A 24,431-nucleotide genomic window follows, 5' to 3' on the forward strand; every position below is an offset into this window, starting at 1 on the left:
TACGGAGGGGTTGCACCTTTTTTGTATACTATCAAAATGGAATAGAGAGGGTTCATGTATAGCAGTGAGTGCAGTCACATTGATACCTCGAAAAACATGGCTATAATGTACATATAGTTTAAATTTTTTTCTTTTGGGAGCTGACAGTTCCAAATATTTCATTAATAAAGGAGAGCGATCGTCTCATGAACATACATTTAGAGCTGGACCCCTTGTCAGTGGAAAGGCTGGACAGTGCTCTGTCAGGAAGACCGGGAATGTTTAAGCTGTTTTATGATACAGAAGGCTGCGGATGCAACGGCGTCATTGTCATCCAGGTTATTACAACAGAGAATGCAACCGATAGAATAGTTCAATCCGAGCCCTATTCTTTTTGGGTAGACCGACAGCAGGAGCAGCAGTTCGATAGCAGAATGCGGCTTGAGGCAGACCCCAACTATCCATCGTTCAAGATCATTAGTGATGCAGGCATACTTAGTGGCAACATTAGAATTCAAGATGTGCGCGCAAAATAGTGAATTCAAAAAGACGAATCTCTTCCACCGCAAATGGAAATGAGGTTTGTCTTTTTTAATGTAGTGACCTCCTTTGAAATGGTACAATAACTGTTATGATCATTCGAGAAGGACGTTGAGATGATGAAAAATTTGCTCGTTTCGGGCTACCGTGCCCATGAATTGAATATTTTCAGTCAAAAGCACGAGGGCATTCCATATATCAAAAAGGCGATTGCAGGCAGGCTCATTCCTCTGATTGAAGAAGGACTGGAATGGGTGATTACTCCCGGCCAATATGGGGTGGACCTGTGGGCCTGTGAGGTAGCTATTGCTCTAAAACAGCAGTATCCCCACCTAAAATGCTCTATACTGGCAGCCTATCAAAATATAGAGGAAAAGTGGAAGGAGGAAAAAAAGGAGTACTTTCAGCAAATTTGTAACGCAGTTGACTACGTGGGCTTTGTCAGCCGTCAGCCTTATCAGGGGATATGGCAGCTCAAGGCACGGGATGAACTGCTTTTCCGCAAAACAGATGGTTTGTTGCTCGTTTACGACGAGGATGCTGGAGAGGGCAGTCCGCGTTTTATGAAGGAGCTGGCATTAAAAAAGCAACAGGCGGAAGGCTATCAATATATCAGCATCAGCTCGGAGGATATCCAAAGCATAGCGGATGAAGAACGATTATTCATGGACCTCTGATTTTTACAGCATTAGCTCGGATTTGTGAACAAAAAGGACGAATTCGTCCCTTTACTTTTATGTAAGCGCTACCATAAAATTTAGACAACAATAACTTATCGGTCAGATAAAATAAATTTATTGAAAAACAAACCAGAAAGGAGCCATTGATTCATGAACAAAAGGTTTCGGTATACTGCGTTGCTCTGTCTCGGTGTCATGTTGTGTGGAATGGTCACTCCGATGGATAGCCAGGTCTCCGCTGCCTCAACAAGGCAAATGGAAAAGCTGAGCCGGGGAGCTGTGGCGGTCAAGGTGCCGGAGGGCGTACTTGTGAGCTGGCGTTTGCTGGGCACGGAAGCAGATTCGGTCAGCTTTAATCTGTACAGAGGGACAAGCAAGGTGAATGATACGCCGATTACATCGAGAACCAATTATTTGGACAAGGCAGGTACAACCTCATCCTCGTATACGGTTCGTGCCGTGGTGAATGGAACAGAGCAGGCTGCTTCCCCTGTGGTAAAGGTATGGAGCAGCAACAATCTGGACGTTCCCATCCAGCAGCCTGCGGGCGGTAAAACTCCGGATAATGTGAGCTACGCGTACCAGGCCAATGATGCCAGCATAGGGGATTTGGATGGGGATGATAAGGATGAGATCGTGTATGGCTCGCTGGTGGTGGACGATAACGGAGCGAAGCTGGCTAACACGGGAATGGGGCACGGCGATGCACTTCATGTCGGAGATTTGGACCCGGATCGTTCAGGCTATGAAGTGTTTAAGGTAAATGAGGACAAGAACGCCACCTATGGCGCAGCCATGTACGATCCGCGTAACGGCAACATTTTATGGGGCGTAAATACAGGCAAGGATACCGGCAGAGGCATGTCCGCAGACATTGATCCGCGTACCAAAGGGAACGAGCAATGGGCGCCGGGGATCGGCTTGCGTTCAGCTAAAGGAGCGCTTGTTACAAATGCGCTACCGTCCTCCATTAACTTTGGAATTTGGTGGGATGGCGACCTGCTCGTGAACTGTTGGATCATACCTCGTCAAGCGAAGGTAAAATCGACAAGTGGAACTATACCAACTCGACCACTTCCAATTTGCTTACCGCGACAGGAACCAGCTCCAATAACGGAACGAAAGGTACACCTTCCTTGCAGGCTGATCTGTTCGGTGACTGGCGCGAGGAAGTAATTTGGCGCAAAAGCGACAATTCGGCACTACGAATTTACACAACACCATACGAGTCAGAGCACCGATTCTATACACTTATGCATGATCCAGTGTATCGGTTAAGTGTGGCCTGGCAGAATGTAGCCTATAATCAGCCGCCACACACCAGTTTTTATCTGGGAGAAGGGATGTCCAAGCTCCTGCAGCCCAATATATACACTCCTTGATTACAAGGCCAAAATGAAATACGAATGGACAGAAAACGAATAAGGGCTCCGGAGTTGATCGGAGCTCTTTTTATTATGCTTTGTTATACCCATAGAAAGAGAACGTATGATCCTGATTAAAAATGGGAACATTAGTTCTTATTAAGAGAATATACACATGAAAAAGGAGGCGGGATAGTGACTTCTCTGGCGACCGAAGGCATGATTGAGCTCGTAACCAATGTCGGATTCCCTGCTGCATTAAGTCTGATTCTGTTAAAATATATCCTTGTCACCCTCAGTCGCAGATTGGAGCAGCTTGACCGATCTGTTAAGCAATTGTCGCAATCCTTGGAAGATATGGAGGCAAAGCGGGTAAAGCAGTCAGATGAGCCGTGCAGGGCAGATACGGACAAACTTCGTGCCGAATGAGCAAATAAAGGAAAATAGAAACAATTTAGCAACCTAATTGCACAGCAGAATTCTTATAATAGAAAGGTGTGCAGTCTATGCAGGCATATATTAATGGAGGTGTATATTAAGATGAAAATAAATACGAAGCTATCCGCGCTGTGCATTGCAGCCACACTTTTGAGCGTAGCGCAGGCCGCAGCCGCAGCGCCCGCTGTGACCGCTCCAGCAGAAGCGACGCAGCCGGACGTTGCCAGTCCGGCCGCTGCGGCCCCGGCTCAGGTGCCAGCACCAGCAGCATCTGCGTCGGTTAAGACACCGGCCCCACCAGCCCCGTCCGCGCCAGCTGCGTCGATCCCGGCTGAAGCCGCAGGTTCCGCCAAAGCCGCTGCACCAGCAGCTCCGTCCACTTCAGTAGCGCGTCCATCCGCTTCGGTAGCGCCAGCTGCGGCTCCAACTATACCGTCTACTGCGAAGCCGTCGAAGCTGCAGCAGCCGTCCACTTCGGTGCCAGCAGAAGCTGCCGCTACAAGCGTGAAGCCAACGCAGTTGGACAAGCTGAACCACGAGAGCGTCATTCCACTTGTGCTGGAGGCGCAGTCGCGTTATCAGCACGCGATCAGCGGTGGCAGTACGGTGGGGAAGTCGTTCCAGTGGAACGGCAAAAGCTACCGTTACCTGTCCGAGGACATCGGCACCAAGACCAAGCTGATCAACTATCTGACACAGGCTTATACCAAGCAGGCGAGTGAGCAATTTGTGGGCAAATTTTTTGTTGAAATTAACGGTAAACTGGCGCAGTTGAATGCAGATGGCGGTAATTTGCTAGAGTTTAACCGGGCTACAGCGAAAATGGTAACGATGACTCCAGTGAAGCGCAGCTATCTGCTGACCGTGCCTTATCCGGCAGGAACGAAGAAAGCGAACGAAAAAATTACAGTCAATTTCGAAAAGGTCGGCAGCTACTGGAAAATCAGCTCTGCACCGCACATGATTTTTTAATGGAAATTTTCTAAACAAAATATTTTCCAAATCGCGGTTTCGCAACGTTCTTCATGAATAGGGTAAAGTGATGGTAAGGCTTTCATAAGCCCTAATTCAACGCTGAGGAGTGCTGTGCAATGATGACACCCATTAAGGTGAAAAACGTTAAGGATATTGAGAAGATCAATCAAATCGTATCCAATTATACGTATGACATCTGGATTCATGGCAAAAGCGGCATGGCAGATGCCAAATCCATTCTAGGCATGTATGTGTTGAAGCTGGATGAGCCGTTAACTCTGGTTGTACCTGACAACGTCAATCCGAAGAAGCTGTTTAAGGAACTGGAGGAATTTATTCATTTTCCTGCTCAAGAAGCATAAAAGGCAAGAAAGCACCTGTAGATACTGCATACTCTATTTTAAAGCAATGCAAAGAAGCCTGGGGATACGTAGCCCCAAGGCTTCTTTTTTAATGCTCCTCCTCATCCAGAAACGGGAGATTCACCGAATAGTACATAACACCCATAAGCAGCACACCGCCAACCAGATTCCCGAGCGTAACCGGAACCAGATTATGAATCACGCCAGCGACCGAGACAGTACCCGGATGGTCTAGCACGAGTGCAATCGCGAAGGTACACATATTGGCTATACTATGCTCATATCCCGAAATGAAAAAGCAGAATACAAATAACATCATCGCAAACATTTTCGCCCCGTTTTCCTTCATAAGCATCGGAACAAAAAAGGCAAGGCAGACCAGCCAATTACACAAAATAGCCCGGAAAAACAACTGCGTTGCAGGCGCTTCCATTTTGTGTTCAACCACGTTCAGCAGAAAGCTGTTCACGCTGGAGGAGTCAAATAGCCCGGTCAAATAAATAAGGAGCGCAAATACCCCGGCCCCTAGCAAATTACCGCCATAGCTGGCAGCCCACAGCCGAAGCACCTGCCCCCAGCGCAGCTTTTTACGGAGCGCTGCATAGGTGTAATAAAAGGTGTTGCCTGTAAACAAATCCCCGCCGCCGTAAGCGATCAAAATGATGGCTGCCCCGAATGTGACTGCCGCCATGGGATAAGTGAATGGAGATTGCTCCATGTAAAAAAAGTTGCCCGTTTTGAACGCTACAATAACGCCGAACCCGATGAACATACTCGCCAGCATGGAACGTGCCAAATACCGGAGCAGGCTTTGCTTATATATTTTGTATTTCTTCATGGCTAGCTGTTCGACATTGCGTAAGCCTTCCGTCTCCATTCCAAAGACAACCTCCTATTTTCTCAGATGTAAGTCTTTAAACATGCTTATTATTCTCAAAACATGCTCCGTTAGCCAGCAGCTTGTTAGCTTAACAAACCAAGCTTTTGCAGCCCATACAAAATGCCGTCTTCATCTGCACGTTTGGTCACCATTTTCGCCGCAGCCTTGGCCTCATCACAGCCGTTGCCCATTGCCACACTATTATGTACAGCCATTAGCATTTCTACATCATTCAAGCCATCGCCAAAAGCGTATTGATTTTCCTCGGCAATGCCCAGCCTGGAGGTGATTTCACGAATGCCCTTCGCTTTGGAGCCAGCATGAGGAACAACGTCCACAGAACTCGGATGCCAGCGTACAAAGTCAAAGGCTTTGAATACTGCTTCATAGAAAGGTTCTTCTTCTTCCGTACACATCAGTAGCGTCTGGTAGATATCTCTTCCCTGAAAATAGAGTGGATCATACCCCACCGATATCTTGGCCTTTAAGGCTTGGACCCACTTCTCTACAAGCTCATCGTTAGGAATATTGGCCTTCATGTTCAAATGATCCATATATACGAGAGCATGATTGTGTGTGAGAGCCAGATCAGTCATCGCCTGCAAAGCTTCTCTGTTCAACGGGGTGGTAGCAACGACTTCTCCGCGAAGCACGACATATTGCCCATTGCAACTGACATAGGAATCAATTTCCAGCTGCTCGCGGATTTCCTTGAACATAAAAGGCGCACGACCTGTTGCAATGGCGACCTCATGCCCTTGCTCTTTCAAAGCAAAGACAGCCTTTTCTGCCGTTAGCGGCATTTTTTTGTCATCGTCCAGCAACGTACCGTCGATATCAAAAAAGATAATCTTTTTGTCTGACATGTCCCAACACCTGACTTTCAATAATGTTATTGTCGAAATTGACCCATATGGATTCATTATATCAAAGGAACTGCTTATGAATACACAAATACGTATAAATCCTCATGAATGATCGACCTGTATAGCTTACAATATGAAATAAGGATTACTGTAAAATATAATGTCTATCTCCTATTTTCATAGATGGGATGTGATCAACATGACAAAAATCCAAGTCTCGCCGGAGCAGCTGGATCGCGTGGCCTCCCAATTTGCCGATGCCCACGGAACACTGTATAACCAGTTAAACGGCCTGGATAACACAATGAATAACCTTCACAGCCAGTGGGATGGTATGGAGAGAAATCGCTTTTATAACGACTATCGGACAGCTAAATATACACTTTCTTCTGCATTAAGCAAGGTTCAGTCTATTGAAATTGAGCTGAAAAGCATCGCTTCGAGGTTCAGAAATGCGGATGGTGAAAGCACACGTGGCTTCTGGACAGCACTGGCAGCGGCGATGAGCGCCAGTACAGCACTGGTGGACAATGGAGAGGGTGAAAGCGATGCTGGAGACGCCGCTAAACCCCCCAAAAACCTGGACGAATGGGAGCAGGCAGATGCGGATAAATATCATCAATATGAGAAGTTGCTGAAAAACGCCGAGGAGATTGGTGACAAGCAGGTTATGCAGAAAATTCACGATCAGATGAACGTTCTGCGATTGCAATATGAGGACTCGGTGAATCGCACAGATTTATAATACTGGAGAAACCTCCAGGATCATCTGATTCCCTTGTGGCTGTCATTAAGCTGATAGGTCAGGATGGGACCAAAACAGATATTTCTATAGGTAAACCCATACCTAATTTGCCCTAGAACACGCTCCTAGGTAAAACGGCCCAGACCGCCACAACACGAATAGCAGCATCTATAAAATCTACAGTCTTTTTCTCTGAAACAAGTGAGCGCCAGTTGGAAACTGTAAAACTCGCTAGCTGGAGAAGTCTGTAGATTTTTGTTTACCAATATTTCTGAATTCCGATATAGATAGAATGAAAGGGAGCATCTACACCAAAGTGATCGTCGTTTCCAACCGATTACCCCGTACTAAATCTATGAATTTGCAATTGGGGTATCAAGTGGTGGATAATTGAAGGGGCTCTATCAGTAGAAAATAGGGCTAAAGATAGAGACGATGCCTAAAAAAAGCAGATCAGATTTACCGTATATTTGTATATTATTGTAGAAAAAGCTCGTAATTCAGGTTATAGTAAAGGAAGAATTTAACTAGAATGAATTTTACCCAAATACGTCATTGTGGAGGGAAATATGAGTACATTTAAGAATTGGCTGAATACAACTAAAAAAGGGCTTGGAGACCAGGTTAAAAAGTTTAAGAATAAAGATTTTATGGAGGCTGTGGTTGCGGGCTGTGCATTGGTGGCATTTGCAGATGGTACGATTAGTCCGGAAGAGAAAACAAAAATGGCCGGATATATAAACATCAGTGAGGAATTGAAGGTGTTTGATATGGGAGAGGTTATCAACCGCTTCAATCACTATGTGGCAAATTTTGAATTTTCACCTGAAATTGGTAAACAGGAAGCGCTAAAAGCAATTGGAAAATTGAAAGGTAAGCCTGAAGTAGGCCGACTCGTCGTTGGCGTATGTAGCGCTATTGGCGCAGCCGATGGTGACTTTGATGCTGATGAACGACGAATTGTTGCTGAAATTTGCGGCGTACTTGGCTTGAATCCGTCTGAATTTAGTCTGTAAATTTTACGGAAGGAGGTGTGTTAATTAGTGGCTGTAATTAATCTGGTCAAGGGTCAGAAAATTGATTTGACTAAAGGAAATACAGGACTAACCAAGGTTATAGCAGGATTGGGATGGGACCCGGTACAGTCCAAAGGATTTTTTGGCTTTAAGAAGCAACCCAATATTGATTGTGATGCTTCTGCTATTTTGCTGGACGCAAACGGGAAGCTGACTCAGTCGGACAACGTAGTGTGTTTCCACAATAAAAAAAGTCCATGCGGCTCTGTCGTGCACTCCGGTGATAATTTGACCGGACAAGGTGACGGCGATGATGAACAAATTGCGATTGACCTGGCACGTATTCCTGCCAATGTCGACAAAGTGCTTGTTGTTGTGAATATATATGATTGCGTCAACCGGAAACAGGATTTTGGCATGATCGAGAAAGCGTATATCCGCATTCTGGACGGTGCGAACTCCAAGGAACTGGTGACGTTCAATTTATCTGATAATTATGAAGGACTGACTGCGCTGGTCTGTGGAGAACTCTATCGTCATAATAACGAATGGAAGTTTGCTGCAATCGGTGAAGGCACCCATGCCGAGCATATTGATGTGCTGGCTCGGCGTTACATGTAATTTTTATTGTCATACAAAACTAATGAGAAACGGGGTTCTTACTCATGGCAATTAACTTATCTAAAGGTCAAAAAATTGATTTGACGAAAACAAACCCAGGATTGTCCAAAATTACGGTTGGCCTCGGCTGGGACACAAACAAATACGATGGCGGTAAAGATTTTGACTTGGACGTATCCGTATTTTTGGCGAATGCGGACGGTAAAGTGGAAACGGACAAGAACTTCGTCTTCTTTAATAATCCACAAAATGAGAACGGTTCTGTCGTTCATACCGGAGATAACCGTACAGGTGACGGTGACGGAGATGACGAGCAAATTAAAGTTGATCTGAGCAGCGTACCTGCGAACGTAGAAAAGATCGCTTTTACGATTACCATCTATGAGGCACAAGAGCGCAGCCAAAACTTTGGACAAGTGTCCCGTGCTTATGCGCGTATCGTAAATGAGGCAAATAATGAAGAATTGGTTCGCTTTGATCTGGGAGAAGATTTCTCGATCGAAACAGGCGTTGTGGTAGGTGAACTGTATCGTCATAGTGGTGAGTGGAAGTTCAATGCGATTGGCAGCGGCTACCAGGATGGTCTTGCAGGGCTGACACGCGATTACGGTTTGGCTTAAAAAATCTATACAAGAAGGCAGGTATGCGGTATGACCATTAGTCTTTCCAAGGGACAACGTATTGATCTGACCAAAACGAATCCAGGCTTGACTCGTGTTGTCGTAGGTCTTGGATGGGATACCAATAAATATAGCGGTGGCGCGGAATTCGACTTGGATGCTTCGGCTTTTCTGCTGTATGAAGACGGTAAAGCGAAGGCAGCTGACGATTTTGTATTCTACAACAACCCGACCGGTGGAGCGGGTGCTGTTACGCATACGGGCGATAACCGCACAGGTGAGGGCGACGGGGATGACGAGCAGATCATTGTTGATTTTGCGAAGGTTCCTGCGAACATCCATCGTATCGGAATTACGGTTACGATTTATGATTATGAGGCACGTGCACAAAACTTTGGACAAGTATCCAATGCTTTTGTGCGGGTGGTAGATGCGGCTACGGATCGTGAAGTGCTGCGTTACGATTTGGGTGAGGATTTCTCCACTGAAACGGCCGTGGTTTTCTGTGAATTTTACCGTCACAATGCGGATTGGAAATTTCAGGCGATCGGTAGCGGCTTTGCTGGTGGATTGGGTGCGCTTGCTAAAAACTATGGCTTGGACGCTCAGTAATATCCACTTGGGGTGGTGTCCAAAGGGCGCCACCCTTTTTTTTTAAGCCATTGAATGGCGTACGCTGACACATGACAAACGGACAGAAAGGTGACACAATCATGGCTGTTATCGTAGTAAAGGGACAGAAGGCGGATTTGACGAAAACCAATCCGGGCTTGACCCATGTCAACGTAGGGATCGGATGGGAGTCCCCGGCGGCTTTGGAGCTGGATACTTCCGCATTTTTGCTGGGTCCGGGAGGGAAGGTATCGGGCGATGAGGATCTGATCTTCTACAATAATCCGACCACACCTTTTATCACTTATTCAGATGGACAACAGTTAGGTGACAAGAAACAATTTTCCCTTGATCTAACCAAAATACCTTCACATATTGAGAAGATTGCGTTTACGCTGACCATTTATGATGCAGATCAGAAACGGCAAAATTTTGGACAGGTTCAAGGTGGATTTATACGTTTTGCCCATCCGGTTAGCGGAGAGGTTTTGCGGTTTAATTTGGATAGTGGTTTTACAGTCGAAACAGCCATTGTTATTGGTGAACTGTACCGCCATAACGGTGAATGGAAATTTAACGCGATTGGTGCGGGTTTTTCCGGTGGATTGGATGCGTTGTGTGGAAATTTCGGAATCGAAGTGGATAATAATCCGGCTCCTCCGGCACCAGCTCCTATACCACCTCCAGTTCCTCAGCCAACCCCGCCGCCAGCACCTCCCGCTCCAAAGCCAGAGCCACCTGCAACTCCGGTGAATCTGAATTTGCGCAAAATTGAGCTAAAGAAAAAGGGCGACACCATTAATTTGAAAAAGGGCTCAAGTGGATTGGGTGAAATCCTGATCAATCTGAACTGGAATCAGGTACAGCAAAGTAAGGGCTTTTTCAGTCGTGGCTCCAAGGGTGTCGATCTGGATCTGGGCTGCTTGTATGAGATGAAGAACGGGGATAAAGGGGTTGTTCAGGCGCTTGGGGAAGCATTCGGTTCTCTCCATCGCTTCCCGTACATTGCCTTGGATGGTGACGACCGGACAGGCTCTGTGAAAACAGGGGAAAATCTCCGCATAAATGGGGCTAAAATTTCTGAGATTAAGCGAATTTTAGTGTTTACCTTCATTTATGAAGGAGTCACGAACTGGTCACAAGCAGACGGGGTGGTCACGCTGTACCAGAAGGACGGGCCGGACATTATTGTTCATATGAACGAACATGACAATCGCAAAGGGATGTGTGCGATTGCGATGATCCAAAATGTGAATGATGAAACGTTCAGTATTGAGAGACTCGTGCAATTCTATGGCGGTCATCGTGAACTTGATCGGGCATACAACTGGGGCATGCGCTGGACGCAGGGTAGTAAATAAACTGAATTATCGGAGGCACTCTTTTCATGTTAAATGATTTATTCAAAAATATCAGCGAGAACTACGGTCATTTCTTTTCATGGAGTGATGTGGTAGGCACGTTTACTGACCCGGTAAGTTGGGGGATTATTGGTACTCTCATTTTGCTGGAAGGTCTTTTGTCAGCGGATAACGCTTTGGTTCTCGCAGTTATGGTTAAGCATTTACCGAAGGAACAGCAGAAGAGAGCCTTATTTTACGGAATTTTAGGTGCGTATTTATTTAGATTCCTGGCCATCGGCTTGGGTACCTTCCTGATTAAATTTACACTGATTAAGGTACTGGGTGCTGCTTATCTACTTTATATCGCTTATAAGGGCTTGTTCAAGTCCGAGGGTGATGGAGAAGTGAAGAACAAACCTACTTCTTTCTGGAAAACCGTATTAATGGTCGAACTGATGGATATTGCCTTCAGTATTGACAGCGTCATTGCCGCTTTTGGGGTGAGTGAGAAAGTATGGGTTCTGTTCATGGGTGGTATACTCGGCGTTCTAATGATGCGTGGTGTCGCACAACTGTTCCTCAAGCTCATTGACAAATTTCCGGAACTGGAACAGACAGCCTTTATTATGATCGCCATTATCGGGGGTAAAATGCTGGCTGCTGCTTTTGGCTTTCATATGTCGCAAGTATTATTCTTCGGCATTTTGATTGCCGTCTTTGTAGGCACAATGATTCTCAGCTCGGCGAAAAGAAAGAAAAAGGCCGACAAAGAGGCTTAATGTACAAAGTATAGCGAAATCCCTCCTGAAACTAAGGGGGGATTTCTTTTATACCCGAGGCGTAGGGCTTCAGTCAGGCGAGATAGAGCAAGAGGAGGGAAAGGACCCTGAAATATTTTAATGATTTAACCTCTGAGGAAGTAGAAAGCATCTTTTGTACTCCACCGATGGAGTTTCATAACCGTTCACCCAAAAGTATATTAGCTTATGCGATAGGGGCAGCTCTGTACATGCCGGCGACCCGCTTGGAAGTAGCGGAAGAGATCAAAAATGGAAAGCATGCAGGACTAACCACGGTCATTTTGGATTTGGAGGATGCTATAGGGGATCAGCAGGTCGGACAGGCCGAAGAATCGCTGGCACAGCAACTGCTTCAACTATTGACCTATGTGCGCACAGGTATGATGAGTGAACAGAAATTACCTTTGCTGTTTGTACGTGTTCGCTCTGTCGAACAGTTGGAACGACTGCTGAACAGCTTGGGCGAAACCTTGGCGCTGCTCACGGGCTTTGTCCTCCCCAAGTTTTCTTCTGATCATGGACGGGCGTATTTTGCCCTCATTGCTGAATATAACCAGACTATGCATACAAGGGCAGGAGACGCAAGCCACAGGCCTGTGTTGTATGGATTGCCGATTCTTGAAAGCTCTAAAATTATTTATCGGGAAACCCGCTGGGAAGAGCTACTGTCGATTAAAGGAATTTTGGACGAATATCAGAAATATGTGCTGAATGTACGAATTGGGGCAACTGATTTCTCGAGCTTATATGGACTGAGACGCAGCCCGGATATTACGATTTATGAAATCGCCGTCATTCGGGATTGCATTGCAGATATTATGAACTTGTTCGGACGCGTGGACTCGGATTATGTCATTTCCGGGCCTGTATGGGAATATTTCTCCCACCGAGAACGTATCTTTAAACCTCAATTAAGAGTGTCACCCTTTGAAGACGCATTTGGGAAGCCAGGGCGCCACTTGCGAATGGACTTCATCTCAGATGCGGTGGATGGGCTGATTCGAGAGGTCATGATGGACAAAGAGAACGGGATTATCGGCAAAACGATTATTCATCCGTCCCACATTAAACCGGTACAGGCCATGTACGCGGTGACACATGAGGAGTATATGGATGCCCTCGCGATTGTGGAGCGTAATGACGGTAGTCTGGGTGTGTTCAAAAGTACCTATGCCAATAAAATGAATGAAATTAAGCCGCACTTGAATTGGGCTCATCGTATTATTAGTAGATCAAAAGTATACGGGGTGTTACATGAACAACAACATTTTGTCAGTCTCTTACCCAAACACGAAAACACATCTGCTCCCAATCTTGGAGCAGTTCAGCGTTAAAATTACCGAGACACATAATCCATTCCGCCTCCCTGTGGACAAGCTGTTTGCAATGGCGGCGCGGGTGAACAAGAAGCGTTCGTTTTTGTTTGTCAGCAAGGTACTGGGCAAGCATATTCCAGTGAACCCATACACCTCCCTTCTCAGTGGCGCGGCGCTGGCGGTCCTGCTGTATAAGGAGCTTGTCCCACAGGCGGGACAACAGATGGATCAACTCATCGGAGAAGCCGTGAAAGGACTTCTGGACGTGGAATATGCGGAAGAAGCCTATCGCAGGCTGCTAAATGAGCGTTTAGCTTTTGCCGAGTCCATCAAGTTTGTTGGTTTTGCCGAGACGGCTACAGCGTTGGGACACAGTATGTATCATATATTTGCCGATGGTGCTTCGTATATTCATACGACGCGTGAGGATATTCCAGACCTTCTGCCGATCATTCGGTTTGAAGAAGAGCATTCGCATGCTGTTGATCATCGCTGCTATGCACTGGATGAGCATGCATTTGCCGGAGATGGCCCCATTGTACTGGTAGATGATGAAATTACGACGGGCAAAACGACCCTTAATATCATTCGGGATATTCAGGCACATTTTCCAAGAAAGCACTATGTGATTGCTTCATTATTGGATTGGCGGACAGACCGTGATGAGCAGGCTTTTAACGATCTGGAGGCAGAGCTGGGAATTACGATTACGCCTTTAAGCTTGCTCAAAGGTAAAATCCAAGTACTAGGGGAACCCATGCTGGATCACGCAGAATACGCTGGACAGGCCGGACACACCGAACATGCTGCTACTAGCTTGGTAGAGGATGCGGCAGAAGCTTCTGGAATAATTGACCACTGTTTTGAGAAGGATGCTTTCTGTTTTGAGCGGATACTGCACAGCTCCATCTCAACGGACGGATACGCCAATACGACTCCTTATTTGAAATATACAGGTCGTTTCGGTCTGCAATCCGCTGATAATCCAGCACTGGATGCAGAAATCACGCGCACAGCTGAACGACTGAACCAACTTCGTTCAGGGCAGCGCACATTGGTGATGGGTACAGGTGAATTCATGTACATTCCCATGCGGATTGCAGCAGAGTTAGGTCCGAATGTATATTATCAGTCCACGACACGCAGCCCGGTTTACCCCCATCGAGAAAAAGACTATGGCGTAGCTTGTGGTGTGACCTATTCCTCGCCCGATGACAGTACAATACGTAATTTTATTTATAATGTAGATCCCGGTCAGTATGACGAAATATTTGTTTTGCTGGAAAGGGAGTCGAACCCGGAGCGAATGAAGCCTATGCTGGATGCTTTGACCCACCTGGGCTGTGATAAAGTACATGTGGTTTATTTTAACCGTTTAACTAGCCAAGAGAGTAAAGGAGCGCGGATATGAAGCAAGCACTCATGGAGCAAATACAGCAGAAGAACATTCATCCGCCCGAACCGTTAGGCAGCTACCCTGCTTCGGATGTCACTTTCTTATTGAAGAATTTAAGTCGTGTTACATTAGAAAAAGGAACAGAGGATCGTGAAGAGGCAATTCAGTCGGGTATCCACTATTCCGAAATGCTTCCCGTGGAATATGAGCCTACAGCAGAGTATATTGCTTTGTTTCACGAAACGCTTGCCCAATCTGCCGAAAAGGTTGCGCTAGCCGCAGCTTCTGTGGCTGAAATGATCGTAAGAAAAAGAGGACTGAACACGGCAATTGTGTCGCTTGCCCGCGCAGGAACGCCCATCGGTATCCTGATCAAGCGTTATATAGACTGGAAGTATGGCGTTTCCCTTCCGCACTACAGCATCTCTATTATTCGCGGCAAAGGCATTGACCGGAATGCTATTTTATATATTTTACAGGAACATGGACTCGATATTGAGCTTCAGTTTGTAGATGGCTGGACGGGGAAAGGCGCGATTCGGCAGGTGTTGATCGAGGCTTGTCGTGAGATGAACACGGATTACGGATTGCGCCTGAATGATGATTTGGCAGTGCTGGCCGATCCGGGAAGCTGCTCAGATACCTTCGGTACACGGGAGGATTACTTGATCCCGAGTGCTTGTTTGAATTCGACCGTATCGGGTCTGATGAGTCGGACGGTATTGCGCGACGATCTGATAGGCCCGGACGATTTTCATGGAGCCAAATTTTATGAAGCCTGGCGGTCAGTGGATCAGTCCAATACGTTTGTAGATACGGTTTCGGGTTACTTTCAAGATGTGACTGCAACTGCGGTTGCGTATGCTGAACAGATGACATTGAACCCACCTGCGGTAACATGGCAGGGCTTACGGGATATCGAGGCAATTCAAAAGGCTTTTGGTATTCGGGATATCAATCTGGTCAAGCCCGGTGTGGGGGAGACGACCCGTGTGCTGCTGCGCAGGGTACCGTGGAAAATCCTGGTTGACCGTGAAGACAATCCGAATCTTCGTCATATCCTGCTGCTGGCAAAGGATCGTGGAGTGCCAGTTGAGGTTTTCGAAGGATTGACCTATTCCTGCTGCGGGATTATCAAGCCGCTCAAGGGGGGACAAGAATGATTTACGCAAGCGACCTGGACCAGACGCTGATATACTCCAAACGTTCGCTTGGCGTGCCGCTGGAGTCCGCGGGGCTGTTGCCTGCGGAGCATATTGACGGCGCAACAGCGGCATTTATTTCAGCGCAGGCCCTCCAGCTGCTGAAGGCGCTGCCGGAAAATATCATGTTTATGCCTGTGACGACGCGCACGATGGCACAGTATTTACGGATCACCGTGTTCCAAACGGAGCTGGTTCCGGCTTATGCCGTGACGAGCAATGGCGGTAACATCATCGTCGGAGGCGAGGTGGATCGAGAGTGGCATCGGCGCGTTCACGAACAAGTACGTCGAGACGGTGCCCATGCGGAAGAAGCACGTCAAGTGTTCGGACAGGTGCTGCATGAGGACTGGGTCATCCGTGAGAGTTTTTGCGACGAGTTATTTTATGCTTTTGTGATTGAACGGGATCGTATGCCGCTGGAGCAGGTGTTAGAGAAGGCACAAATCATGCGTGAAATGGGCTGGGAGGTATCCATTCAGGGACGAAAGGTGTATCTTGTGCCTGCGGCCGTGAATAAGCAGGCAGCCGTAGAGCATATTCGTCATCTTACTGACGGTGGACCTGTTGTGGCATCTGGCGACTCATTGCTGGATCGCTGCTTGCTGGATTATGCCGACTATGCGATTGCTCCGCGTCATGGTGAGCTGTACCGGGAACAGCTGCGGGATGAACTGGAGGTTAATTACCGCTTTACGGAGTCGTCGGGTGCATATGCAGCCGACGAAATCATGGCATATGTTTATGAAATATATCGGAGTATGTCTACAGCGCGAGCTTAATTTTCAGAATAGATAGGGGACGTGGCTCTGTGAAGAAGGTCAAGGTATATTTTAACCGCTGGTTTTCAGTGGCGTATCATTATATGAATGCTATTCGTAACAATGAGGACGGTATCCCGTTCGAAATCTATGCGACCCACTCAGATCCGCAACATATGGCTTTACAGGCCAGCGATGTAGCTGAAGTGGAACCGCGCACAAGTGGTGTAGAGTATGCACGTTTTTGCGCTGATTTTTGCAGACGCCACGAAATTGATGTATTTATTCCACGCTGGAAGATGCTTGATATTAGCAAGCATCTTCATTTGTTCGACGATGTTGGAGCCAAGGTGATTGTATGCCGGGATACCGAACTGCTCGAGCAATTGATGGAAAAGGATTTATTTTATGAATCCATTCGTCAAAAAGATATTGTCGCGATCCCGGATTATGCCATTGCCAGCAATGCGGAGCAGTTTAAACAGGCTTATGAATCGTTAACAGCGCGCGGGCATAAGGTATGCTTCAAGCCATGTAATGCAGAAGGAGGAATGGGCTTTCGGATCATCGACAACGAACGTAATCCGCTGGAGAAGCTGTTTGGGCATGCGCTAAACCATATTTCCTTCGAGGAGGCCCATCGAGTCTTGTCATCCACAGAGTCGTTTCCCAACCTGATGGTGATGGAGCTGCTGGAGGGATATGAATACAGTATTGATTGTCTGGCTGACCGAGAGGGAAAGCTGTTGGCAGCAGTTCCGCGCAGGAAGGCAGGGGGACGATTACGGCTGCTGGAGCAGCATACAGAGCTGTTGGATGTCGCGCAAAAGGTCGCTGACGCGTATCACATACCGTACAATTATAACATTCAGGTAAAATATAACGGTGAGCGTCCCAAGCTGCTGGAAATCAATCCGCGGATGTCCGGAGGGCTCCATGTATCATGCTTGTCCGGCATCAATTTCCCTTATCTGGCAGTGAAATCGGCTTTGGGCAACGAGATTGGTCCACTTTATCCGCAATACGACATTTTAGCTAGTCATATCGAGCAACCGATCACCATACGTACATCCTTACATTGACATAAACAAATATTGTTTTCTACAATATGGTAAGGGTTTACGTCAGGAGGTACAAGCTATGACGTCAAAAATGTGGGGTATCACGATTGCCGTGGTCAGCTATCTGATTGCGCTTTTACTGAGTTATTGGTTGCCACTGTTTGTATGTTTGGCAATTCCAGTCATTTCTCTAGGAGGATATAATGCCATTATGGCTGTCCGCCATCCTCGCCCCAATCTGGCCGGTTCCGTGATTCCGATCATGCAGGAGCAGGCTGCTGATACACGGCGGCCCGAACCGGAAGCTTCAGCTTCATCACAGTCTTTAACAGGACAACCACGGGTATCAGACCAGGTTTCCAGTGAATTTGCTCAGGTGATGGAGTATCTGGGGGTACTGGAGGATATGGTGATTTCCGAGGGACAGAAGGATGCGCTCGATAACGAAATTGTCGAGAAGGCACTGGCTTTGTTTGCACGTTTGCAACGTGTGATTCCGCTTTTGCATGAATTAGACAATAGCGAAGTGAACCACACGGTGCGGAGGTTGATTTTAAAGGATCTGAACGGGCTGATTAACCCGTTTCTTCGGCTCAGCGGCGATGCCAAGCGGACCAACCGGAGGACGTTATTAAACGGGTTGCGAGATGTGGATAGCAAAATATCAGTGATTGTATCCACGGTGGAGCATAAGGATCTGATGGAATTACAGAGCAAAGCCGAGCTGATTCACCAGCGGTATAGCAGTTCCGAATTGTAAGCTGTTTTTTAAAGTTAATTGGTCTTTGAATCATAGTTATGGTTTAAGTTAGGAGGTAGCGTTATGGCCACCCCATGGGCTGAATTAAAAAAAGAAGATGAACAAAAGGTGACTGAGGAGGCTTCACAGCTGATTCAGAAGGTATCACAAAGCGATGTCATGAGCCTGGATACCTTAATGGATGACATCGGTAAGCTGGGAGTGAAAACGCAGGAGCGTGCTGGACAAACTCTTAAAATGCTGGATCGCCCGGTGAATGATCTCATGTCCGGTGATCGGGCCGAGGTATCGAACATGATCTTAAAGCTGCGGGATGAATGTGAAGCGCTCCAGCAGAGTAAAAATGTGAGCTTTTTTGGCAAGCTTATACGCAAGAGTCCGCTGAAAAACTACATTTACAAGTATCAGTCGGTTAAGACGAACATCGAGAAAATCATTACTGCCTTGAGAGATGGCAAGGACAATCTGGAAGAAAACATTGTCAGCATGAGACAGCTGAAAAGGGCTTCCATTGAAGAAATCTACAATTTGCAGACGAAGATTGCCTTTGGCAATCGCTTAAAAGAGCTGTTCGAGACGGAGATTGCCAAGCCGGAGAATGAAAATCGGAGGCCTCATCTGGAGCGTGGATTGCGTAAGGTGGTTACACGCACGCAGTCGATGACTGAAATGATTTTGTTGTATAATCAGGCGATAGCGGCAACGGATATTATTAATGATAATAATGATAAGCTGATTGACTCTGTAAATAATGCGATTGATAAAACATCGAATCTGATCACCGTATCGGCTATGATCGCGATGGCGCTGGCCGATCAGGACAAAATCATTTCAGCCGTCGATGCGACCAATCGCACCATTGAGGATCAATTCAAGGAAAATGCCAAGCTTCTCAAAACGACGACCGAGAGAACGACGGATTTGCTTAGCAAGCCTTCGATGTCGCTGGAGGCTGTGAATCAGGCGATTGGCGATTTGGTAGCTGCTCTGGATCTATCGGAAAAATCCAACCGTCGAATTATTGAAAGCTGTCAGGATTATACGAGCAAAATGACGGCAATCAACGCTAGCCTAAGCCAACGTTTGGGGATCGAAGGGAAAGAACAGTCCACAACGCTGAAGGATAACGATTCATCGGATGGTCTAAGCTCGTTTCTGAACTAATTTTACAAATGCAGAATAATGGATCTATAGAAGCTGAACGCTTCCCATGTTTAACTTATATATAGTCTATTGAAAAGGCGCTCGGGTGACCCCGAAGGCGTCTTTTTTGGTTTGACAGTGGCCAATAAAGGACATGATGAACATACAAAGCATTCTCGTGCATAAACTCTTAAAAAAGCGAATTCCAAAGGAGAGAGCGAGCGTATGATGTCCTTAATTTTGGTGTGTGTGATTGTCTATTTACTCGTGGCTGCCAGTAGCGAAAAAGCCGATTCTATTATGGAATTAAATGATTCTGTGAAATAAAATTTTTTATTGAAAAGCATGCATTTTCTGATAGGATAGAGTTAAATATTGGAATCCAAAAGGAGAATGCATGCTGGAATTTTCATTTGAAATCATCGACGAATCGAAAATCAATATTGTGTATCAGTATGGAAGCAGCAGCTTTAATTTCAATTTGTTTTTTAATTACGGTGTATGGACGCTGCATCCTTTTGACGGGATTCTGTTGCAGAACAAGGAAATGTGCCGTTTGATCGTTGCGGAGCTGTTTAAGAACAAAGATTTTCACGTCATGCTGGCACGGGAAAATATTTTATTGTCGGCCCTGCGTACCTCTATTGATCTCAATCCAGACATACGAGTACGAGGAGAGCGGTATCAAGAACAGGAGCCCGATGAGCTGTCTGAATTTGCGGAGACGCACAGCTTTGAAGATGTGCTGCACATCGAGCAGGATTCTATCCGCGAGCGTATGGATTTTTTCCAGAACATCATTCAAAAAATGTATATGGAAGGATTCGGTCCGGAAGACAGTGATTTTAACAAGGTACAAGCTATCATCCGAATTTACAAAGCTGCACATGACCAACTCGGAGATTTGAGCGACTTTCCCCTGAGAGGTGACGAACGACGCAGATGGTAGAGTAGACGGACTAGGCCTTGAAACGTGAGAATCCCACAAAGCTTTTCTAAAAGAATAGAATATCAAAAAAAGAGAGTCCCACGAATAAATGAACTGTGACCCGAAAGATGGACACTTTGAAAAAAAGTGACCTCTCTCGGGTCTCTTTGCGTTTATAATCGATATACACGAAAGGTTGGGGATACAAAATGGGGAACCGTTGGTCTACCGGTGAACAAAGGTTTAGTGAAAGTCAGATCCGCCAGATGGAGGATCATGCTAACGTATTGCATATTACAGAGCGTTCTATTGCTTACCAACCCACATTCAAGTTGGCTGCTCTAAAGGCCTATCAGGAGGGGAAAACTCCTGCAGAAATCTTCAGGGAGGCAGGATTCAACTTAGATATGATCGGACGGGAGAATCCGAATAGATGCTTAAAACGTTGGAGAAAAACCTTTGCTTCTCAAGGTGAAGCAGGTCTTCTGGAAGAGCAACGAGGAAAAGGCAGCACGGGAAGGCCCGCAGCAGAACAGTCGATGGAGAAGAAGCTTGCACAAGCTGAGGCACGTATAAAGCTTCTGGAAGCGGAGAACGACTTCCTAAAAAAGTTCGAGGCGCTCGAGAGACAAGCCCAGCAGAACCAATGCTGACACCCTCTGAGCGCTTCGAACTCATCAATCGTACCCTCCGTAAGCATCAACTTGAGAAGATGACTCATCATCTTTGTAAGATGGCGAATGTCAGTAAAAGCGGGTACTACTGGTGGTTAGCCGCTGAACAAGCACGACAGCTGAGAGAAGAAGCGGACGAACAGGATCTGTTACTCATCAGGGAACATTTTGAAAAACGTAATGGGAAAGTGGGAGCACTTGTTTTAAAAATGTGCTTGGAGCATAAGAGTGGCGTCATCATGAACCATAAGAAAATTCGCCGTATCATGCGTAAATACGGGTTGGTGGCCAAGATACGCCAGGCCAATCCGTACCGTAAGCTTGCAAAGGCCACACAAGAGCACAGACACTCCCTAATCACCTTAAACGTCAGTTTGACCAGGGCGAGCCGGAGAAAGTCTTTCTCACAGACATCACATACCTGCACTATGGTCAGGGGCAATGCGCGTATTTGTCCTGTGTAAAGGACGGTGCAAGCAAACAGATTCTTGCTCATTATGTATCCTCGTCCTTAGAAATGACGATCGTAGATCGAACCTTGGACAGGTTGATTCAACGACTGGATGGCAACATTCACCCCGAAGCCATCATCCATTCTGACCAAGGTTTTCACTACACGAATCCGAGGTTCCAAGCTCGAGTTAAAGAGATAGGCTTCCAGCAGTCCATGTCGCGAAAGAGTAACTGCTGGGACAATGCCTCCATGGAGTCTTTCTTCGGTCATATGAAGGATGAACTCGAGTATAGGGACAGCGTTACTCTCCAGGAATTACGGGCACGCATTAATGAATACATGGATTACTACAACACCGATCGGTATCAATGGACATTAAAAAAGATGACTCCTGATGAATACAGGAACCATCTATTAACAGCATAATCTAACTCTTTTCTTTTATGTGTCCACAAATAGGGTCACAGTTCAAAACTCCGTGGAACTCTCTTTTTTTCGTGTTATCTATCTTGTAAAACATAACGAATCATGGTGGGCACTGTCCATTTAGTCATCACGACCCAAAAGATATTGGTATTTTTCGGATTCATTGCGAATATCCACAGCAAGCTCTTCATATTGGGCTGAAAGAACGATGGTACGAATACGTTGCGCTTCCGGATCTTTTGGATCCAGGAACCCTTCTTCAATCCACTTTTTAATCTTTTCTCTTACCGTTCGTTCACCAGCGTCCAATAGCCTACAAATCTCTGTTATTGAGGCGGCATTTTGCTTGAATACCAATTGACGGAATAGTGTACGTTGCTGTATGTCCAGCTTACGGATCAGTTCAGGTTCTAGCCTGAGCATCTCGCTATTTTTTTGCCGAACGATCTCTGCTGCTTCCGAGTATACCTCAGCCAATCCATTCAAAAAGTACTCTAACCAAACAGTTATATCAGCATCATTTCGACCAAAATAATAGTTGTGGGAAAGCTTCATTTGCAGTGCTCGGTAATAATCATTCAGGTTTCGATCGTAGAAATTTTCCAAAACAAACAATCCTTTCAGACCATAACCCCCCCTACGCAAAATGTACGTAGCGATCATACGAGCGGTTCTTCCGTTGCCATCCATGTACGGATGAATAGTTAAAAACTGCCACATGGCTGTTCCTGCTTGAATGGGAGCAGCTAAATTCACATTATTCGGCGAATTAATCCATGCAATCAAGTCTTCCATCAGAACAGGAACATCTTGGGACTCCGGCGGGAGATAAAAGCCTGCCTGATTGCGGTCGCCGACTTTATTTTGTTCATTACGGTATTCGCTCAGTCTTGGTCTGCGTCCATGTACAACTTTAATGATAGCATGTAGTTTTTTAATCCATTCTTCGGTGATGGGCAGTTCACGCTGCTCCGACTCATCTAGAAATTCAATTGCCTTCATCAGGTTATAAACTTCTTGTTCTTCGTCGTTTTTACTGGATTTATAAAGAACCTTCCGCTTGGCTTCATTGTCCAGCGTATTACCCTCCATTTTGGTTGAAAGAAGTACAGTAACTTCTTGTGCTTCTTTTTTTAATTCCTCAAGAATCGTTGCTGGAAGCGGAAGCTGCTCTACAACTACGCTGGAGCGTTCTATTTTCAGTAAGTCATTAATCATCGACGACGTAATATTATATCTTGGCTTAAACATAAAATAAAACCTCCTCTTAATTTTATTTTAACACATTTACCGCTAAATTACCGTAAATCAAATAATAATTAGTGATTTTAATGGAAAATCAATAAAAAAGAGCCCTGCGAATAAACTTCGCGGAACTCTCTCTTTTATTGTTTTTCAGTTATTAGTATCTAGGAAAAATGTAGTCCAAGTTAATGACCTTGGACTACCACTTTCAAACTACTACACCCACTCTAAAACGTAGAGTAGCATTACAACGGTTGCCAGCGAAGCAGGCAGAGTTGTTCTGGAGAAGCGAAGCATTGGCGGCGATCGGAAGAACAATCTGCACGCGCAGCGCCTACCAACCGCAAGAAAGCTTCTCATACGTTTAATCACCCTATCCCCATTAAAATCTAAAATCACGCCAAGTGAATCGTTAGCCATCGTTCCCCAACTGGCGGATGGAGACTGAATCCCCAGACCGAGAAAACTGAGGAACGATTCGGCAAAAATAGCCGATGGAATAGTGAACGTCAGGTTTACGATAATGATGGCCGCTGCATTTGGTAGCAAATGCCTGAAAATAATGCGCGAATGAGATATCCCCAAGCTACGGGCAGCCAACACATATTCCTGCTGCTTGAGCTGTAGGATTTGCCCGCGTACGACCCGGGCCATACCGACCCATCCGGTAATAGATAAAGCAATAATCATGGTGAGCAGGCCGGGCTTCATAATGACGAGCAGTAGAATGATGACCAGCAGATAAGGAATGCTGTACAAGATTTCAATAATACGCATCAGGACATTGTCGGTTCGGTCGCCCATTTTGCCATGACCCGCACAATAACCAGCCACACAACCGACGAGAATGCCGAGCACCAAATCAATGGCAGCAGCAGCAAAACCAATCATAAGTGAGATTCTGGCCCCAGCCCATGTCCGTGCCCATACGTCTCTGCCTAGATCGTCTGTGCCAAACCAATGTTCTTTCGAAGGAGAGAGATTCGTCTTCAAAAGGGATTGATCACTGGGCGCATAAGGGACCATGGAAGGCCCGACAATCGCCAGCACCATAATAATGATAAGTAGGGAAAGTCCCAACAGGGCAAGCTTGTTGTTGAAAAGTCTGCGAAGCCGATCCCGCCAGGGTGACTCTTGGGGTCTGGTTAATGTGGGGGCGGGCATCTGACTGCGGTCTACAAGACTAAACAGGCTGTCTTTTTCGACAGTAGGTGCTGCTTTCAT

23 protein-coding genes and 3 pseudogenes are annotated in these 24,431 nt (G+C 46.2%); 22 read left to right on the forward strand and 4 right to left on the reverse strand.

Annotated features, from left to right (window positions below; genetic code table 11):
• The first annotated feature begins 185 nt into the window (after positions 1-185).
• The 6 genes and pseudogenes from GCU48_RS15565 (at position 186) to GCU48_RS15590 (ending at position 4,338) form a co-directional block, all read left to right on the forward strand.
• Positions 186-515 (forward strand): iron-sulfur cluster biosynthesis family protein, encoded by a 330-nt coding sequence (locus tag GCU48_RS15565; protein WP_152380602.1) that lies wholly within the window; start codon positions 186-188, stop codon positions 513-515.
• Between the two features lie 123 nt (positions 516-638).
• Positions 639-1,196, forward strand: coding sequence for an SLOG family protein (locus GCU48_RS15570; RefSeq protein ID WP_152382175.1), 558 nt, complete (start codon positions 639-641; stop codon positions 1,194-1,196).
• Between the two features lie 153 nt (positions 1,197-1,349).
• Positions 1,350-2,581 (forward strand): annotated as a pseudogene (locus GCU48_RS15575) (rhamnogalacturonan lyase family protein).
• A gap of 177 nt (positions 2,582-2,758) precedes the next feature.
• Complete coding sequence (locus tag GCU48_RS15580; protein WP_152380603.1) at positions 2,759-2,992, forward strand: hypothetical protein; 234 nt, start codon at positions 2,759-2,761, stop codon at positions 2,990-2,992.
• Between the two features lie 111 nt (positions 2,993-3,103).
• Complete coding sequence (locus GCU48_RS15585) at positions 3,104-3,973, forward strand: DL-endopeptidase inhibitor IseA family protein (RefSeq protein WP_152380604.1); 870 nt, start codon at positions 3,104-3,106, stop codon at positions 3,971-3,973.
• A gap of 119 nt (positions 3,974-4,092) precedes the next feature.
• Positions 4,093-4,338: an HPr family phosphocarrier protein gene (locus tag GCU48_RS15590; RefSeq protein WP_007428972.1), complete on the forward strand. Its 246-nt coding sequence runs from the start codon at positions 4,093-4,095 to the stop codon at positions 4,336-4,338.
• Positions 4,339-4,426: 88 nt separating this feature from the next.
• Here GCU48_RS15590 and GCU48_RS15595 read toward each other — a convergent pair whose 3' ends face one another.
• Entirely contained in the window at positions 4,427-5,215 is a 789-nt protein-coding gene (locus GCU48_RS15595) for a formate/nitrite transporter family protein (protein WP_152380605.1), read from the reverse strand.
• 86 nt (positions 5,216-5,301) lie between these two features.
• Positions 5,302-6,084 carry a Cof-type HAD-IIB family hydrolase gene (locus GCU48_RS15600; RefSeq protein ID WP_152380606.1) on the reverse strand — a complete coding sequence of 261 codons (783 nt, stop codon included), beginning with the start codon at positions 6,082-6,084 and terminating at the stop codon, positions 5,302-5,304.
• 199 nt (positions 6,085-6,283) lie between these two features.
• On the opposite strand from GCU48_RS15600, the gene GCU48_RS15605 reads away from it, so the two are divergent.
• The 16 genes and pseudogenes from GCU48_RS15605 to GCU48_RS15680 all read left to right on the forward strand — a co-directional run bounded on the left by GCU48_RS15605 (position 6,284) and on the right by GCU48_RS15680 (position 21,962).
• The gene (locus GCU48_RS15605) at positions 6,284-6,829 is read left to right on the forward strand and encodes a WXG100 family type VII secretion target (RefSeq protein WP_231503588.1); all 546 of its coding nucleotides are present in this window, start codon (positions 6,284-6,286) and stop codon (positions 6,827-6,829) included.
• Positions 6,830-7,398: 569 nt separating this feature from the next.
• On the forward strand, positions 7,399-7,845 hold the full coding sequence (locus GCU48_RS15610; protein WP_025717136.1) for a tellurite resistance TerB family protein: 447 nt from the start codon (positions 7,399-7,401) through the stop codon (positions 7,843-7,845).
• A 27-nt stretch (positions 7,846-7,872) separates the two neighbouring features.
• Positions 7,873-8,466, forward strand: a complete 594-nt coding sequence (locus GCU48_RS15615; protein ID WP_010347449.1) for a TerD family protein — start codon at positions 7,873-7,875, stop codon at positions 8,464-8,466.
• Between the two features lie 44 nt (positions 8,467-8,510).
• Positions 8,511-9,086 carry a TerD family protein gene (locus GCU48_RS15620; protein ID WP_152380607.1) on the forward strand — a complete coding sequence of 192 codons (576 nt, stop codon included), beginning with the start codon at positions 8,511-8,513 and terminating at the stop codon, positions 9,084-9,086.
• A 30-nt stretch (positions 9,087-9,116) separates the two neighbouring features.
• Entirely contained in the window at positions 9,117-9,698 is a 582-nt protein-coding gene (locus tag GCU48_RS15625) for a TerD family protein (protein ID WP_010347451.1), read from the forward strand.
• 101 nt (positions 9,699-9,799) lie between these two features.
• The gene (locus GCU48_RS15630; RefSeq protein ID WP_152380608.1) at positions 9,800-11,059 is read left to right on the forward strand and encodes a TerD family protein; all 1,260 of its coding nucleotides are present in this window, start codon (positions 9,800-9,802) and stop codon (positions 11,057-11,059) included.
• Positions 11,060-11,085: 26 nt separating this feature from the next.
• Positions 11,086-11,820 carry a TerC family protein gene (locus tag GCU48_RS15635; RefSeq protein WP_063210867.1) on the forward strand — a complete coding sequence of 245 codons (735 nt, stop codon included), beginning with the start codon at positions 11,086-11,088 and terminating at the stop codon, positions 11,818-11,820.
• Between the two features lie 167 nt (positions 11,821-11,987).
• On the forward strand, positions 11,988-13,175 hold the full coding sequence (locus GCU48_RS15640) for an HpcH/HpaI aldolase/citrate lyase family protein (RefSeq protein WP_152380609.1): 1,188 nt from the start codon (positions 11,988-11,990) through the stop codon (positions 13,173-13,175).
• 52 nt (positions 13,176-13,227) lie between these two features.
• Positions 13,228-14,568: a phosphoribosyltransferase family protein gene (locus tag GCU48_RS15645; RefSeq protein WP_152382176.1), complete on the forward strand. Its 1,341-nt coding sequence runs from the start codon at positions 13,228-13,230 to the stop codon at positions 14,566-14,568.
• Positions 14,565-15,716 carry a cysteine protease StiP family protein gene (locus tag GCU48_RS15650; RefSeq protein ID WP_152380610.1) on the forward strand — a complete coding sequence of 384 codons (1,152 nt, stop codon included), beginning with the start codon at positions 14,565-14,567 and terminating at the stop codon, positions 15,714-15,716. Before GCU48_RS15645 ends, GCU48_RS15650 begins: the two co-directional genes overlap by 4 nt.
• A complete protein-coding gene (locus GCU48_RS15655) occupies positions 15,713-16,537 on the forward strand; it encodes an HAD family hydrolase (protein WP_152380611.1) in 825 nt (274 codons plus the stop codon). The genes GCU48_RS15650 and GCU48_RS15655 overlap by 4 nt, the downstream gene beginning before the upstream one ends.
• Positions 16,538-16,566: 29 nt before the next feature.
• Positions 16,567-17,598, forward strand: coding sequence for an ATP-grasp domain-containing protein (locus GCU48_RS15660; protein WP_152380612.1), 1,032 nt, complete (start codon positions 16,567-16,569; stop codon positions 17,596-17,598).
• Positions 17,599-17,656: 58 nt separating this feature from the next.
• Positions 17,657-18,337, forward strand: a complete 681-nt coding sequence (locus GCU48_RS15665) for a hypothetical protein (protein ID WP_152380613.1) — start codon at positions 17,657-17,659, stop codon at positions 18,335-18,337.
• Positions 18,338-18,400: 63 nt separating this feature from the next.
• Positions 18,401-19,501, forward strand: coding sequence for a toxic anion resistance protein (locus tag GCU48_RS15670; protein ID WP_152380614.1), 1,101 nt, complete (start codon positions 18,401-18,403; stop codon positions 19,499-19,501).
• A 376-nt stretch (positions 19,502-19,877) separates the two neighbouring features.
• Positions 19,878-20,429 carry a hypothetical protein gene (locus GCU48_RS15675; RefSeq protein WP_152380615.1) on the forward strand — a complete coding sequence of 184 codons (552 nt, stop codon included), beginning with the start codon at positions 19,878-19,880 and terminating at the stop codon, positions 20,427-20,429.
• A 188-nt stretch (positions 20,430-20,617) separates the two neighbouring features.
• Positions 20,618-21,962: pseudogene (locus GCU48_RS15680) on the forward strand (IS3 family transposase).
• 120 nt (positions 21,963-22,082) lie between these two features.
• Here the strand turns inward: GCU48_RS15680 and GCU48_RS15685 are convergent.
• Together GCU48_RS15685 and GCU48_RS15690 are read right to left on the reverse strand one after the other, a co-directional pair.
• Positions 22,083-23,213, reverse strand: a complete 1,131-nt coding sequence (locus GCU48_RS15685) for a Fic family protein (RefSeq protein ID WP_152380616.1) — start codon at positions 23,211-23,213, stop codon at positions 22,083-22,085.
• A gap of 384 nt (positions 23,214-23,597) precedes the next feature.
• Positions 23,598-24,431: pseudogene (locus GCU48_RS15690) on the reverse strand (ABC transporter permease); the annotation flags it as partial.

It is taken from the genome of Paenibacillus brasilensis, assembly GCF_009363115.1.
In the GTDB taxonomy this organism is placed as follows: domain Bacteria; phylum Bacillota; class Bacilli; order Paenibacillales; family Paenibacillaceae; genus Paenibacillus; species Paenibacillus brasilensis.

Bases quoted from the DNA above. Each gene is read 5' to 3' on its own strand.
- GCU48_RS15565 (WP_152380602.1), top strand. From the start codon at position 186: ATGAACATACATTTAGAGCTGGACCCCTTGTCAGTGGAAAGGCTGGAC.
- GCU48_RS15570 (WP_152382175.1), top strand. From the start codon at position 639: ATGAAAAATTTGCTCGTTTCGGGCTACCGTGCCCATGAATTGAATATT.
- GCU48_RS15585 (WP_152380604.1), top strand. From the start codon at position 3,104: ATGAAAATAAATACGAAGCTATCCGCGCTGTGCATTGCAGCCACACTT.
- GCU48_RS15590 (WP_007428972.1), top strand. From the start codon at position 4,093: ATGATGACACCCATTAAGGTGAAAAACGTTAAGGATATTGAGAAGATC.
- GCU48_RS15595 (WP_152380605.1), bottom strand. From the start codon at position 5,215: ATGGAGACGGAAGGCTTACGCAATGTCGAACAGCTAGCCATGAAGAAA.
- GCU48_RS15600 (WP_152380606.1), bottom strand. From the start codon at position 6,084: ATGTCAGACAAAAAGATTATCTTTTTTGATATCGACGGTACGTTGCTG.
- GCU48_RS15605 (WP_231503588.1), top strand. From the start codon at position 6,284: ATGACAAAAATCCAAGTCTCGCCGGAGCAGCTGGATCGCGTGGCCTCC.
- GCU48_RS15610 (WP_025717136.1), top strand. From the start codon at position 7,399: ATGAGTACATTTAAGAATTGGCTGAATACAACTAAAAAAGGGCTTGGA.
- GCU48_RS15620 (WP_152380607.1), top strand. From the start codon at position 8,511: ATGGCAATTAACTTATCTAAAGGTCAAAAAATTGATTTGACGAAAACA.
- GCU48_RS15625 (WP_010347451.1), top strand. From the start codon at position 9,117: ATGACCATTAGTCTTTCCAAGGGACAACGTATTGATCTGACCAAAACG.
- GCU48_RS15630 (WP_152380608.1), top strand. From the start codon at position 9,800: ATGGCTGTTATCGTAGTAAAGGGACAGAAGGCGGATTTGACGAAAACC.
- GCU48_RS15635 (WP_063210867.1), top strand. From the start codon at position 11,086: ATGTTAAATGATTTATTCAAAAATATCAGCGAGAACTACGGTCATTTC.
- GCU48_RS15640 (WP_152380609.1), top strand. From the start codon at position 11,988: ATGGAGTTTCATAACCGTTCACCCAAAAGTATATTAGCTTATGCGATA.
- GCU48_RS15645 (WP_152382176.1), top strand. From the start codon at position 13,228: ATGGCGGCGCGGGTGAACAAGAAGCGTTCGTTTTTGTTTGTCAGCAAG.
- GCU48_RS15650 (WP_152380610.1), top strand. From the start codon at position 14,565: ATGAAGCAAGCACTCATGGAGCAAATACAGCAGAAGAACATTCATCCG.
- GCU48_RS15655 (WP_152380611.1), top strand. From the start codon at position 15,713: ATGATTTACGCAAGCGACCTGGACCAGACGCTGATATACTCCAAACGT.
- GCU48_RS15665 (WP_152380613.1), top strand. From the start codon at position 17,657: ATGACGTCAAAAATGTGGGGTATCACGATTGCCGTGGTCAGCTATCTG.
- GCU48_RS15670 (WP_152380614.1), top strand. From the start codon at position 18,401: ATGGCCACCCCATGGGCTGAATTAAAAAAAGAAGATGAACAAAAGGTG.
- GCU48_RS15675 (WP_152380615.1), top strand. From the start codon at position 19,878: ATGCTGGAATTTTCATTTGAAATCATCGACGAATCGAAAATCAATATT.
- GCU48_RS15685 (WP_152380616.1), bottom strand. From the start codon at position 23,213: ATGTTTAAGCCAAGATATAATATTACGTCGTCGATGATTAATGACTTA.